Below are 13,229 nucleotides of genomic sequence, written 5' to 3'. Positions count from 1 at the left end.
GCAGTCTGCGACGGTGCGCGTCCGACGCGCGTCAGTCAGCGCTGAGCCGCAGGGTCGGCACCCGGAGGATGCCGGAGCGCACCCCGTCCCGCCTTCGGCTCGCATCCTGCACTCGGAACCTGACGCCGTTCGCGGCTCGCGCCGCGGGGCTCGTCCCATCGATCGCCCGCGCCGCGGCCCCTCGAACCCCGAGCGAGGAGACCGTCACCGTGATCGTGTGGCGCCCCTCGGCGAGCCGTCCGAGCTGGACGGAGTAGGGCGCCCGCCAGACGCTCCCCACGGGCAGGCCGTCCACCTCGACGCTTGCAGCCGCGCCGACAGGCGGGTCAGCCGGGAGCGCGAAGGAGTTCTCCCGACGCTCGGCCCTGACCTCGGGCACGCTGGCGTCGCCGAAGTCGAGGGCAGCGGAGGCGGGGCGCTCGAGCTCCACCGTCATCTCGTACACCAGCTGCTCGTCGTCGTGGGCGACTTCCGGGTCGTCCTCCCACGTGTGGGGCAGCGTGACGGGCCGACGTCCGCTGGATGTGCGCACGAACCAGCCTGCCGCGAGGGGCTCCTCGTGGCCGTGGCCCAGCACCGGGTCGGTCGTCTCCAGCTCGTCGACGCCCACCGGCCCCTCTCCCTGAGTCTGACCGACGAGCACGGCCTCGTAGGACCCGAGGCGCACGGTACGGCTGGCGTCGTCCCGCACCACCGCTCGTCTCCGCCCGGAGACGGCGTCCCACACGGTGAGCGTGCTGTCGTCGCAGGCTCTCAGCACGACGTCGGCCGAACGCTCCCCGGTGTTCACCAGCAGGGAGATGCGCGAGCCCTCGAGCTGGCGGGTCGTGACCCCGACGGTGTCCGGTGCGCTCGTCGCGAGCGGCGGGACCGTCCCGTGCACGGCGGCGCGGATCTCTGCCCGCCGCTCCTGGCCGCGGGACGCCGAGAGGTGGACCACGCGAACACCCGCCGACGACAGGAGCTGCGCCGCGGCGGCGGAGAGCGCGCAGCCCGCCGGCACGAGCAGCACCTCGAAGCGGTCTGCGCCGCCGACCTCGAGGAGCGCGTCGTCGACGAGGTCGTAGTCGAGGCCGGTGGTGCGCACCGCCGAGACGAACTCGTCGTCCACGTAGCGACGAGTCTGCCGCCACAGGTCGAACGGACGCTCCCCCTTGGCGCTCGCCAGCAGCTCGGCCACCGGATGGTAGATGGCGACCTGCGCGATCCGCTCGCCCAGCTGGAGGACGGCGCTCACGCGAGCGAGCCCAGAGAACAGCTCACGCGCGACCGGCCACCACGGGTTCCTCGAGTCGAGAGCACCGGACGCGTAGAACACCGGCTGTCCGTGACCGAGCGCTCCCCCGAGCGGCCAGCCGTGGCCGACGAGGAGGTTGACGCCACTCAGCAGATGCTCGTAGGCCTCCCCCAGCAGGTCGGCCGGCCCCGCCCGGAACGACGGGGAATGCACCCAGGTCCACGTCTCCGAGGACACGGGCGACCTGCCGTAGGCGCCGGCCGCGGAGACCGCCCACGCGTTCTTCGTCCATCGCCGCCATCCCCACCCCTCGCCCTCGATGAGATCCACGTCGCGATAGCTGCTCATGAGCATGGGCGGCTCCCCGTAGCACTGCGCGCGGAAGAGCAGGCCGTGTCCGTGCGCCCAGTCTCCGAACGCCTGCACGAAGTGCTCCTCGAACAGCTCCCTGAGCGTCGTCATGACGTCGGTGCGCACCCGAGCCGTGCCGTCGCCGTCGATCTCCAGCCGCCAGAGCTCCGGGAGCAGGTCGTAGCCCCGTCGAGCGAGGAACTCCCGAGGAAGCTCCGTCGTCCAATCGGACTCGTACACCTCGAAGCTGTCGCAGAACCCCGCGTGCACACGCGTGGCCCCCGCCGCGGCCAGGAGCGGCGTCGCGACCGCCTCCAGGTGCGCCTGCACGGCGACCGCCGAGTAGTGGTCGAGCACCAGCCCCTCAGCACCTCGGGGCGCGCGCTTCACGTTCTGGCCGGTGAGGCGAGAGACCGCGACCAGGAGAACTCTCGGCCCGCCGCCCAGGGCCGGAATGTGGATGCGCTCCCCGCATTCGGCGAGCACCCACTCGGCGGGCAGCTCCTGGATGGAGCCGGCGCCCACATAGGCACTCACCAGCGCATCGCCGTCGAACGAGGGCCGGAAGACGAGCTCGGTCGCGCCGGGTGCGAGCTCGATTCGCTCCCAGTGGAGCCCCCGAGCTGCCGTCGACGCGTCGATGTGCGGCCCACCGAACGGCCATCCCGCGCCGAGCGTGAGATCGAAGCGCAGCCCTCGCCGCCGCGCCCCTCGCGCGGCGAAGCCCACGAGCGCGAGGAACTCCGGATCGCCGAAACGCAACCCGCCCTCATCCACCGGGTACACGAATGCGAGCTCGACCCCGCCGATCCCAGCGGCCAGCATGGCGTCCAGGTCGGCGTCGATCGCCGCCTCGCTCACGTGCGTCGAGAACCACCACCAGCGCATGAGCGGTGCCGCGTGACCGGTCTCGCCCCGGAGCACCTGCACGACCTCCTGCATCGTGCCGCTCATCCCCGCACCTCGAGGCGCGCCCGGTCCGCGGATGCGCTCTGCTCGGCGGCGGCGTCCGCCTCCTCCTGGTCGATGACGGTCGTGCGCTGGCGCGCGAACACCACGAAGGCGAGGACCACCGCGACGAGGCAGGAGCCAGCGAGGAACCCGAAGAGCGCCCCAGGGCCGGTCGCCAGGACGACCGGAGTGACGAGCACGAGCGCTGACGAGCCGAATCGCGCGATGGCGATGATCGCGCCCTGCGCTGAGGAACGCAGCAGCGTCGGGAACGACTCCTGGGTCCAGATCTTCATGATGCCCTCCCCAGCGAACACGGTGCCGATGAGCCACAGGAACATCATGATGTTCAGCGTCGACTCGGTCACGCCGAAGACGAGCGGAACGCACATGGCCGTGATCGTGCAGATCGCGCCTCCCACGAACCAGCTCATGCGCCACCGTGTCCCGACGACCCGCATGAACAGGAGGACGAGGATCGCGCCGAGGAACATGGTGATGAGCTTCACCGTCGAGTAGACCTGGACCGTGGAGTCGGCCACCTCCGTGTACATGTAGGCCCCGTACTGGCTCACCGTGTTCGAACCGAGGTTCATGAGCGTGTAGAAGACGGCGAGCACGATGAAGTACTTCGCGAAAGGCGCCCTGAGGAGCGTCTTCAGCGTGCTCCACCCGAGCGCCGCATCCGAGCGGCTCGTTGCACCCGCCTTCTCCGCCTCGCGCTGCTCGAGCCACAGCGTCGACTCCGGAACCGCGAACCTCGCGACGAGCGTCAGCAGGGTGACCACGAGGATGTGCCCGAACAGGATCTGCGCCCCGAGCTGGCCCATGCTGCCGACGATGGTCGCGAGCCCGAGCGCGACCATGCTGCCGATCTTCCAGAGGAAGTGGGTGAAGCCGATCATGCTGCTGCGCAGTCCGGACTTGGCCATCTCCGAGATCGTCGCGAGGGAGACCGGCAGGTCAGCGCCCGCGCCGAGCCCGACGAGGATCATGCCGGCGAGCAGCCCTGGGAACACCTCGACGAACACCAGCAGCGCCGAACCCGCGGCGATCATGACCATGGTCGCGATGAAGACCGCCTTGCGTCCGAGCAGATCGCCGAGGCGCCCGCCGAAGAGGGCGCCGATGGCAACCGAGAACGTGAGCGCCGAGGACAGCACCCCGATGATCTCCGGGGTCAGGGCCAGGGTGTCCTTGAGGAGCACCAGGGCCGTCCCGCTCGAGGTCATCGCGGCGGCGTCGATATAGGACGCCATTCCCGAGATGAGTGCGATCCACCACATCTTGCGGGTGGACATTGGCTTCTTGGACATGTTCGAGGACCTCTCTGTCAGTATCGCCGACGACATCGTCGGCAAGCGCGCGGCTCAGGCCGCGCAGTCGAACTCATGGCCTCGACGACGCGCGCCGAGGAAGTGGTGGTGGTGTCCGCTCAGGCGGTCAGGCGGTCAGGCGGTCAGGCGGTCAGGCGGTCAGCGTGACGCTCTCGGTCGTCCAGGCGCGGGCCTGCTCGCTGAAGGTGAAGCCGAGCCCTGGGCGGTCGGGGACGAGCATCCGTCCGTCGCACGTCTCGAGGCGCTCCTCGAAGAGGGGGTCGAGCCAGTCGAAGTGCTCGACCCACGGCTCACGCGGGTAGCACGCGGCGAGGTGCAGGTGGATCTCCATCGCGAAGTGCGGGGCGAGGTCGAGGCCCGCCTCGTCGGCGAGGGTCATGAGGCGCAGGAAGTTCGTGATCCCGCCGATGCGGGGCGCATCCGGCTGGATGATGTCGCAGGCCCTCGCGGCGATGAGCTGCCGGTGCTCGGCGACCGACGCGAGCATCTCCCCCGTCGCGATCGGGGTGTCGAGCGCGCGTGCGAGGTCGGCGTGCCCTTCGGCGTCGTAGGCGTCGAGTGGCTCCTCGATCCAGGCGAGGTCGAGCTCCTCGAAGCGCCGCCCCATGCGCAGCGCGGTCGCGCGGTCCCACTGCTGGTTCGCGTCGACCATGAGCGGCACGCTCGCGCCGATGTGCTCGCGGACGGCGCGGACTCGGCGGAGGTCCTCGGCGGTGTCCGGCAGCCCGACCTTGACCTTGATCCCGCCGATGCCCTCCGCGATCGACTGCGTCGCACGCTCGCGGACCTCGTCGAGGGACGCGTTCAGGAACCCGCCTGACGTGTTGTACGTCCGGACCGAGTCCCGGTGCGCGCCGAGCAGCTTCGAGAGGGGCAGGCCGGCTCGCTTCGCCTTGAGGTCGTAGAGCGCGATATCGAGTGCCGCGAGCGCCTGGGTCGCGACGCCGGAGCGGCCGACGGATGCTCCGGCCCAGAGCAGCTTCGAGTACAGCTTCTGGATGTCGTTCGGGTCCTCGCCGAGCGCGGCCTCGGCGACCTCGCGGGCGTGGGCGTACTGGGCGGCGCCGCCGGCGCGCTTCGAGTAGCTGAAGCCGTGGCCGGAGAAGCCCTGCGCTGTCTGGATCTCGGCGATGAGGAAGACGACCTCCGTCATGGGCTTCTGCCTCCCCGTGAAGACCTTCGCGTCGGAGATCGGAGTGGCCAGCGGGAGGCGGAGCGTGGACAGCTCGATCGAGCGGATGGAGTCTGCCGAGCGGGTGGCGTCTGGGGTGTGAGTCATAGTCCTTCGTCCTTGAGGGTGACGTTCTTCGCGAAAGCTATCAGACAGATTTGGAATCTGTCTAGCTTGAACTCCCGCACCTTCATCCTGTGACTGAGGCTTGCGGTTGCCACTGTCGGTGGTGCGATTTACGCTGGATGCACGTTCGAATACAGATTCGAAGGAGCGAAGGGGGAGCCCATGCCGACCGTCATCGACGACACCATCGAGGTCGCCATCAGCGGCGACGGGCAGCCGACCTCCTTCGTGTGGCAGCGCTTCCTCTACACCGTCACCGGCCAGCCGCAGGCCTACTTCCGCAGACTCCCGCCGTGGTGGCACGGAGACTCCTCCCCCACGCGCATCGACCAGGAGCTGTGGCGCGTCACCGCCGTTCGAGACAGCCCCCGTGAGCAGCACGGGGAGCACCTGTACGACCTCTGTCGCGCCCCAGGCGGCTGGCGACTCGCCCTGAGCTGGGAGTGACGACGCGATGAGCTTCCCGCACCTGCACGTCTCGTCGGGCTTCAGCGCGCACTATGCGGTCTCCCCTCCCGAGGTGCTGGCCCAGGCCGCCGCCGAGCGAGACCTCGACACGCTCGCACTCACCGACCGCGACGGCATCTCCGGTGCGGTCAAGCACCTCCTCGCATGCCGGACCGCGAACCTTCGGGCTGTCCTCGGCAGCGAGCTCGCCGTGCACGACGAGCGAGGCGAGCCCCTCGGCCGGGTCGTCGTGCTCGCAGCCGGCGGTGACGGCGGTTCCGGGTACGCGGCGCTCTGCCGGGCCGTCTCAGCCGCCCACGAGACCACCGCGAGCGCCGCCACGCGCATCCACGAGCCGAGCATCCCCCTCGCCCGCCTGGCCGAGCTCGCCTGCACCGACGAGGGGGCGACGAGACTCACCGTCCTGCTCGGCCCGACGAGCGACGTCGGCACGGCGGCCTCAGCTACCCAGCTGGGTCTGGCCAGAGAGCGTCTGCGTGCTTGGCGGCACGGGCTCCCGCGCGCCTCGCTCGTCGTCGAGATCGTCTGCCATCTCGCCGAGCCTGGCACCCCGGGGTCGGTCACGGCCGCGACGCGGATGCTGGGCCTCGCAACAGAGTTCGGGCTGCGGGCAGTGCTCACCAACGCCGTGCGCTACGCCTCCCCCGAGGAGGCGGCGACGGTCGACATCGCCGATGCCGTGCGGGCGAGGCGTGCGCTCGACGACATCGAGCTGGCGCCGACGGCGCAGGCCTGGCTCAAGCCGGCGAACCTCATGCGGCAGGTCGCGCGCATGGTGGCGGATGCCGGCGGGCACGCAGCCTCGGCCGCCGATGACCTCCTCGCCCAGACGAGGCTGCTCGCCGAGAGCTGCGTCATCGACCCGGAGCGAGATGCGGGTATCGGCACCCCGCGCATGCCGGAGGTCACCCGCTTCGGCATCCACGGCGACCCATTCGAGGTGCTCAGGGCGAAGGCGGAAGCCGCAATCCCCGCGCGCTACCCGGGTGCATCCGCCGCCCACGAGCGGGAGCTGCAGGACCGTCTCGCCCACGAGCTCAGGACGGTGCGGAAGCTGGGCTTCGCCCCCTACTTCCTCACCGTCTCGCACGTCGTCGAGCTCATCAAGGAGATGGGGGTCCGCGTGCAGGCCAGAGGCTCAGGTGTCGGATCGCTGCTCAACTACCTCCTGTACACGAGCCACGTCGAGCCCGTCTCCCTCGGGCTCATCTGGGAGCGCTTCCTCTCCGATGAGCGACGCACGCTCCCCGACATCGACCTCGATGTGGAGAGCGCAGAGCGCCACCGCGTCTACCACCGCATCTTCGACGAGTTCGGCGGGCAGCGGGTCACCCTCATGTCGATGGTCAACACCTACGGGTCGAGGGGTGCAGTCCGCGACGCTGGCCTCGCCCTCGGGCTCGCCGACGGCGAAGTCGACCGCATCGCCAAGGAGCTGTGGCGCTTCTCCGCGAAGCGCTTCAGGCAGGCCCTCGCCGAGAAGCCCGAGCTTCGCGAGTTCGCGGAGGAGGTGCGTCGCTCACGGCAGCTCGAGGTGCTCGTCGAGGCGACGGAGCGGCTCGACTCCCTGCCGAGGCACATCTCCGTGCACCCGTGCGGGGTCATCCTCTCCGACGTCTCGCTCCTCGACCGCACTCCCGTGCAGCTGTCGGGGATCGGCCTGCCCATGAGCCAGTTCGACAAGCACGACATGGACCCGATGGGGCTCATCAAGCTCGACATCCTCGGGGTGCGCATGCAGAGCGCCATGGCCCACGCCGTGAAGGAGCTGAAGCGCACCCGCGGTGAGGAACTCGACCTCGATGCGCTTCCCCTCGACGACGAGGCGACCTACGAGACCATCCGCTCGACGAAGACCCTCGGCATCTTCCAGGTCGAGAGCCCGGGACAGATGGAGCTCGTCGGCAAGCTGCAGCCAGAGGTGTTCAACGACCTCGTCATCGACATCTCCCTGTTCCGCCCTGGCCCCATGCAGAACAACATGCCCCTCCACTTCCTCAGGGCCCGCCACGGGGAGGTGATGCCCGACTACATCCATCCGAGGCTCAAGCCGATCCTGCTCGAGACGAAAGGCGTCGTCGTCTTCCACGAGCAGGTCATGCGCATCTTCGACGAGCTCACGGGGTGCGGCCTCGAGCTCGCCGACGTGTACCGACGCTGGCTCGCGAAGCCCGAGCTCGTGCCGCGCATCGAGGAGCTCGTGCGCGGCAGGGCCGCAGAGCGTGGGTTCCCGCCAGAGATCATCGACCGGTCATGGAAGGTGCTCGCCGGCTTCGGCAGCTTCGGCTTCGCGAAAGCCCACGGCGCTGCGTTCGCCCTGCCCACCTTCCAGAGCGCCTGGCTCAAGACCCATCGAGCCGCGCACTTCTGGGCGGGCCTCCTCACCCACGACCCCGGCATGTGGGGCAAGGACCTCATCATCGCCGAGGCGAGGCATCTGGGCATCCCGCTCCTCCCGATCGACGTGCAGCGCTCAGGCCTCGAGTACACGGTCGAGCCGCTCCCGGATGGACGCGACGGGGTTCGCATGTCCCTCGCGGATGTGCGCGGCATGTCATCGGCGGAACGCGACAGGGTCGCCGAGCACCAGCCGTTCGACTCGCTCGCCGACTTCCGCGCTCGTGTCCGACCACGCCGGAGCACGCTCGACTCCCTCGCCAGAGTGGGGGCACTCGACGTGTTCATCGACTACGAGCCGCGCAGGCGGCACGAGCTGCTCGCGTTCATCCGCTCGCTCACGAGCACGCCGACGCGAGTACCGGAGCACCAGCAGGCGTTCGCGTTCCCCCTGCCCATCCCGGAGCTTCGCGGGGTGACCACCATGGACCTGCACGGGAAGACGCAGACCGACCTGGAGCTGCAGGAGCTCGGCCTCGGCGTGAGCCGGCACCAGATGGAGCGCTTCTTCCCGCTCTTCCGTCAGCTCGGAGTCACTCCAGCGAGCTCGCTCATGGACCTGCCAGGCGGCACCGACGTGCTCATCGCGGGGGTGCGGCGTGCCACGAACACCCCGCCCATGCGTGGCGGGCGGCGCACGGTGTTCGTCTCCCTCGACGACAGCACCGGACTCTCGCAGATCGTGTTCTTCCACGACGCGCAGGAGCGTGCAGGCAACCGGGTGTTCCGCACGCACTACATGCTGGCGCGGGGGAAGACTCGCCGATCGGGCGCCAAGGGCATCTCCGTGACGGGCGACATGGCGTGGGACCTCCTCGAGGTCGCACAGCTCATGTCCGCATCCGGTGCCGCGGGAACCGCTCAGACGAGGTCGAGCGCCGTGGTCCTCGAGTCGTCCGAACGGGATATCTCCGCCAGCCCGAGGCGCCTCGCGAGCGCGTAGGACGCCTCGTTCTCCAGGTCCATGACCGCGAGCACGCGCTTCACGCCGACATAGTCGCGCAGGTACTCGACCAGCGCATCCGCCGCCTCGGTGGCGAAGCCCTGCCCCGCGCATCCCGGATGCATGATCCAGCCGAGCTCCGCAGAGCGGTGCTCGGGCTCGACGTCGCGCAGGTGCACCGACACGTCCCCGATGAGCTTGCCGTCGTGCTCGACGGCCAGGGCCATGAAGTCGCCCGTCTGCCAGAGACGCGTGTGCGTCGTGCGGCGGCTCAGGTGCTCGGTCGCCTCCGTCAGGTCGCGCTGCTTCCAGTGCAGGTAGCGGACGACCTCGGCGTCGGACACGATCTCGTGCCAGGCCTCCGCGTCACGCACGTCGTGGGGGCGGAGCACCAGACGCTCCGTGAACAGCTGGGGCGCGTCGAACGGACGCTCGGTGCGGGGGCCGCGGAGGAAACGGGGCCGATGGAAGAGGCCACCCTGCAAGTCCTTCTTGACTCCCGGCGCACGGCTCCCGAGGTCGGGCTGCTGGATTCGCTGGAGTGTCATGCGTCGCAGGTTACGAACTCCTCTCATGCCCCGCGTGAGAGAAGATTTGAGCTTTCTATGAGGAGCAGCGAACACCCCGCCACGACGCCGTTCCCATGACACGATGATGGAATGCCCGATTCCGCCGCCGCTGACCCGATCATCGAGCCCGGTCGCCGTCGGGCGGTCCTCGCGCAGCTCCCCCGACTCCACCGCCCAGATGGCACCCCCATCCGCGTGCTGCTCGTCGACGACGAAGAGACCCTGACGAACCTCGTCAGCCTCGCCCTCTCCTACGAGGGGTGGCAGGTCGACGTCGCCAACAACGGCCGGGATGCGCTCGCGAAGTTCACCGCCGAGCGGCCGGACGTCGTCGTGCTCGACATCATGCTCCCGGACATCGACGGCCTCAGCATTCTCAGGAACCTCCGAGGTCAGGGACACGCCACACCGGTGCTCTTCCTCACCGCGAAGGACTCCATCGACGACCGCATCATCGGGCTCACCGCTGGCGGCGACGACTACATGACGAAGCCCTTCAGCCTCGAGGAGCTCGTCGCCAGACTGCGCGGCCTCATCCAGCGCGCCGGTGAGGCGGTCGCCGACGACGCCTCCCAGCTGCGGGTCGGCGACCTCTTCCTCGACGAGAGCAGCTACGAGGTGCGCCGCGGCAGCGACCCCGTCGCGCTCACTACCACCGAGTTCGAGCTGCTGCGCTACTTCATGCGCAACCCGAAGCGGGTCCTCAGCAGGGCCCAGATCCTCGACCGCGTCTGGAACTACGACTTCGCCGGCAAGGCGAGCATCGTCGACCTGTACGTGTCCTACCTGCGCAAGAAGATCGACGCCGGCCGCACCCCCATGATCCACACGGTGCGCGGTGTCGGCTACGTCATCAGGCCAGCAGAATGAGGCCGTGGACGCTGCGCGCGCGCATCATCGTCGGCGTCACCCTCGTCGTCGCCTTCGTGATGAGCGCGATCGGCATCATGAACGTCGTCGCCCTCAACTCCGCCATCACGAGCGTCGTCAACACGCAGCTCGCCGCCTCCATGTCGGTGCTGGAGAACTCCGTCGACAAGTACCGCGTCGACGTCCCGGGCACGCATCCGCACCCCTCGAAGATGGGCGACTCGGCGGCGCCGAAGGTCAAGCCCCTCATCAACTTCGTCGGCCACGCGCCGGGCACCATCATCGCCCTCGCCCACGACGGCGAGATCATCGACTCCGCATCGTTCAGCGAGACCTCCGCGGTCGAATGCGACCAGACCATCAAGAACGAGCTCACGGCACTGGTCCAGTCGCCCGGCTTCGCGACCCAGCACTCGCTGCTCGAGACGATCAAGCTCGATGACGCCGCCGGCGACTTCCGCGTCATGATCCACGAGTGGGACGGCGACCCGAGCTACGCCCTCATCTCCGCCGTCTCCCTCGACACCGCCCGTGACGCGACCTTCAACCAGACCGTCCTCACGCTCGTGCTCTCCTCGCTCGGGATCGGCCTCATCGTCCTCCTCGTCGCGCTCGTCATGCGAGTCGCCATGCGTCCCCTGTCGCGCGTGGTCACGGCCGCCGAGAACGTCGCGCAGATGCCCCTCGCCTCTGGCGAGGTCGGCCTCCGCAAGGCCGTGAAGCTCGACGACATCGACCCTCGCACCGAGGTCGGCAAGGTGAGCGAGGCCCTCGACAAGCTCCTCGCGCACGTCGACGAGGCCTTCGCCGTGCGCACCGCGGCGGACCAGCGGATGCGTCGCTTCGTCACGGACGCGAGCCACGAGCTGCGGACGCCGCTCGCCGCGATCCAGGGGTACGCGGAGCTCACCCGGCAGGATTCGGCGTCGCTGCCCGACACCACCGAGCGGTCTCTCGCACGCATCGAGTCCGAGGCGACTCGCATGAGCTCGCTGGTCAACGACCTCCTCCTGCTCGCCCGCCTCGACGAGGGGCAGGACCTGCAGTTCGACACCGTCGACCTGTCCGAGCTCGTCATCAACGCCGTCAGCGACGCGCAGGCGAGCGACGCCGACCGCCACTGGAGCGCGACCGTGCCGCCCAGCGAGGTCTCGGTGCTCGGCGACTGGGAGCGCCTCCACCAGATCGTCGTGAACCTGCTCTCGAATGCCAGCCTGCACACCCCGAAGGGCACGCACGTCAACGTCTCCGTGCGCTACGAGCTCGCAGCCGCGTCGGCGACGGGACGTGAGGCGGTCCTCATCGTTCGCGACGACGGGCCGGGCATCCCCCAGACGCTCCGCCAGGATCTCTTCTCGCGGTTCGCCCGCGGCGACTCCGCCAGGACCCGCGCGTCCGGCAGCACTGGCCTCGGACTCGCGATCGTGAAGTCCATCGTCGAGGCGCACGGCGGACAGATCGCCGCCGAGTCCGAGGACGGCGCCGCCTTCATCGTGCGGATCCCCGCGGCCAAGGCCTGGGACTAGCCCGCCACCTCACGAGACACGGGAACTGCGCCCTCTCCGCTGCCTGGCGGCCTCGGCGGGTACGCGAGCGTGACCATCACCACGGAGATGATCATGAGCAGGAACCACGAGAGGAGCTTCGTGATCGACACGAGCTCCCAGCCGTGCTCCTGATTCGGGTACACCCACGCACCGACGAAGGTGCCGATGTTCTCGGCGAACCAGATGAACAGGGCGACGAGCAGGAACGCCACGAGCAACGGCATCCGGAGCGTCCTCCGGAACACGCGGAAGTGCATCCACGTGCGGCCCCACAGCACGGCCACGAACACCAGGAGCACGTACCGGAAGTCGTAGGCGTAGTGGTGCGTGAAGAAGTTCACGTAGATGGCGACGGCCGCGACCACGGTGAGCCAGATGCGCGGGTACCTGGAGAACCGCAGGTCGAAGAGCCGGTAGACGCGGCACATGTACGAGCCGACCGCCGCGTACATGAAGCCCGTGTAGAGCGGCACGGGGCCGATGTGCAGCACTCCCCCGGACGCGTAGCTCCACGAGCCGACGCTCGTCTTGAACAGCTCCATTCCCGTGCCGACGATGTGGAAGGCGAGGATGACCAGCAGCTCGCGGCCGGTCTCGAGCCTGGCCACGACCATGAAGATCTGGATTGCGACGGCGGCGATGACGAGGGCATCGTTGCGTGCCAGCAGCGCATCGTCCGGATACCAGAGTCTCGCGGCGATGATCACGACGAGCATGAGCGCCCCGAAGATGCACGCCCAGGCCTGCTTGAGCCCGAAGACCAGGAACTCGACGAGGCCGGCCCTGAGGCCGTGTGCGGGGGCACGCTCGAGGAGGCGCCCCGCGACGTCGTCGATGCGCTGCTCGAGGCTCGTGAATCTGGCCACCTGGAACCGCCGCTCTCCTCCAGCGCCAACGATCGGCGCACGTCGAATGGCCGACACTAGCGGCACCTGTCCGCGAGGCCCCTGAGGCTGGCCCTGGCGCCCGGGAACCCCCGCGTCGACGGGGACGGGGACGGGGACGGGGAAGAGATCGATCCGCAGAGACCGGGATCCCGGGCCGATCACTGGACGCCTCCTCGCGCGGTGGCGCGGAATGCGAAAGGCCCGCTTCCTCGAAAGGAAGCGGGCCTCGTGCCGCAGTTACATTTTGCTCTTTCGAGCAATCCCAACTTATGCGGATCTGGTTGCGGGGGCAGGATTTGAACCTACGACCTCCGGGTTATGAGCCCGGCGAGCTACCGAACTGCTCCACCCCGCGGCACAAGAGAAAACATTACC

General features: G+C 69.1%; 9 protein-coding genes and 1 tRNA gene. 4 read left to right on the top strand and 6 right to left on the bottom strand.

Annotated features, from left to right (window positions below; genetic code table 11):
- Positions 1-31: 31 nt before the first annotated feature.
- The 3 genes from C5E07_RS04375 to C5E07_RS04365 all read right to left on the bottom strand — a co-directional run bounded on the left by C5E07_RS04375 (position 32) and on the right by C5E07_RS04365 (position 5,155).
- Positions 32-2,542, bottom strand: a complete 2,511-nt coding sequence (locus C5E07_RS04375) for a glycosyl hydrolase (RefSeq protein ID WP_104298575.1) — start codon at positions 2,540-2,542, stop codon at positions 32-34.
- Positions 2,539-3,855 carry an MFS transporter gene (locus C5E07_RS04370; RefSeq protein WP_181057787.1) on the bottom strand — a complete coding sequence of 439 codons (1,317 nt, stop codon included), beginning with the start codon at positions 3,853-3,855 and terminating at the stop codon, positions 2,539-2,541. Before C5E07_RS04370 ends, C5E07_RS04375 begins: the two co-directional genes overlap by 4 nt.
- A 151-nt stretch (positions 3,856-4,006) precedes the next feature.
- Positions 4,007-5,155 carry a mandelate racemase/muconate lactonizing enzyme family protein gene (locus C5E07_RS04365; RefSeq protein ID WP_104298573.1) on the bottom strand — a complete coding sequence of 383 codons (1,149 nt, stop codon included), beginning with the start codon at positions 5,153-5,155 and terminating at the stop codon, positions 4,007-4,009.
- 180 nt (positions 5,156-5,335) lie between these two features.
- On the opposite strand from C5E07_RS04365, the gene C5E07_RS04360 reads away from it, so the two are divergent.
- Both C5E07_RS04360 and dnaE read left to right on the top strand, forming a co-directional pair.
- Entirely contained in the window at positions 5,336-5,620 is a 285-nt protein-coding gene (locus tag C5E07_RS04360; RefSeq protein ID WP_104298572.1) for a hypothetical protein, read from the top strand.
- Between the two features lie 7 nt (positions 5,621-5,627).
- Positions 5,628-8,981, top strand: coding sequence for a DNA polymerase III subunit alpha (gene dnaE / locus C5E07_RS04355; protein WP_104298571.1), 3,354 nt, complete (start codon positions 5,628-5,630; stop codon positions 8,979-8,981).
- Here dnaE and C5E07_RS04350 read toward each other — a convergent pair.
- The gene (locus C5E07_RS04350) at positions 8,900-9,529 is read right to left on the bottom strand and encodes a GNAT family N-acetyltransferase (protein WP_160072300.1); all 630 of its coding nucleotides are present in this window, start codon (positions 9,527-9,529) and stop codon (positions 8,900-8,902) included. The genes dnaE and C5E07_RS04350 overlap by 82 nt on opposite strands.
- A 111-nt stretch (positions 9,530-9,640) precedes the next feature.
- Between C5E07_RS04350 and C5E07_RS04345 the strand changes: the two genes are divergently transcribed.
- Together C5E07_RS04345 and C5E07_RS04340 are read left to right on the top strand one after the other, a co-directional pair.
- A complete protein-coding gene (locus C5E07_RS04345; protein WP_104298569.1) occupies positions 9,641-10,420 on the top strand; it encodes a response regulator transcription factor in 780 nt (259 codons plus the stop codon).
- A complete protein-coding gene (locus C5E07_RS04340; RefSeq protein WP_104298568.1) occupies positions 10,417-11,946 on the top strand; it encodes a cell wall metabolism sensor histidine kinase WalK in 1,530 nt (509 codons plus the stop codon). The genes C5E07_RS04345 and C5E07_RS04340 overlap by 4 nt, the downstream gene beginning before the upstream one ends.
- Here C5E07_RS04340 and C5E07_RS04335 read toward each other — a convergent pair.
- Together C5E07_RS04335 and C5E07_RS04330 are read right to left on the bottom strand one after the other, a co-directional pair.
- The gene (locus tag C5E07_RS04335) at positions 11,943-12,833 is read right to left on the bottom strand and encodes a DUF817 domain-containing protein (RefSeq protein WP_104298567.1); all 891 of its coding nucleotides are present in this window, start codon (positions 12,831-12,833) and stop codon (positions 11,943-11,945) included. The two genes, C5E07_RS04340 and C5E07_RS04335, sit on opposite strands and share 4 nt — an antisense overlap.
- Positions 12,834-13,132: 299 nt before the next feature.
- Positions 13,133-13,209 (bottom strand) — tRNA-Met (locus C5E07_RS04330).
- Positions 13,210-13,229 lie beyond the last annotated feature (20 nt).

It is taken from the genome of Pseudoclavibacter sp. RFBJ3, assembly GCF_002931375.1.
Classification (GTDB): Bacteria; Actinomycetota; Actinomycetes; order Actinomycetales; family Microbacteriaceae; genus Pseudoclavibacter.
This window is presented reverse-complemented; position numbering and strand designations above follow the sequence as displayed.